General features: G+C 59.3%; 1 protein-coding gene. It reads left to right on the top strand.

The annotated features are described in order from the left end of the window. A partial coding sequence (locus tag AC1DN0_RS42085) for a transposase (RefSeq protein ID WP_441639384.1) occupies positions 1-276 on the top strand: 276 nt, incomplete at its 5' end. Positions 277-302 lie beyond the last annotated feature (26 nt).

Below are 302 nucleotides of genomic sequence, written 5' to 3'. Positions count from 1 at the left end.
ATCATCTGGGACGGCGCAGCGCAGCACAAGAGTCGCATCGTGCGCGACTACCTCGATAGCACTGGTGGGGCAGTGCAGATGGCCTTTGTCCCGCCCTACAGCCCGGACCTGAATCCAGTGGAGTATCTCTGGGCCTGGCTCAAGCGCCATGCCCTGGCCAACTTCTGCCCACACTCGCTCACCGAACTCAAAACGACCGCCCGCAATCGGCTGCGCAGCGCACAACAACGCGCCAACATCATTGCCGCGTGCTGGAAGCAGGCCGAGTTGTGGTGATGTCATCATTTATACAAGGATCAATA

The organism is Cupriavidus sp. 05N39, assembly GCF_056397325.1.
Note: the sequence above shows the minus strand (reverse complement) of the source record. Positions and strands in the feature narration are given on the sequence as shown.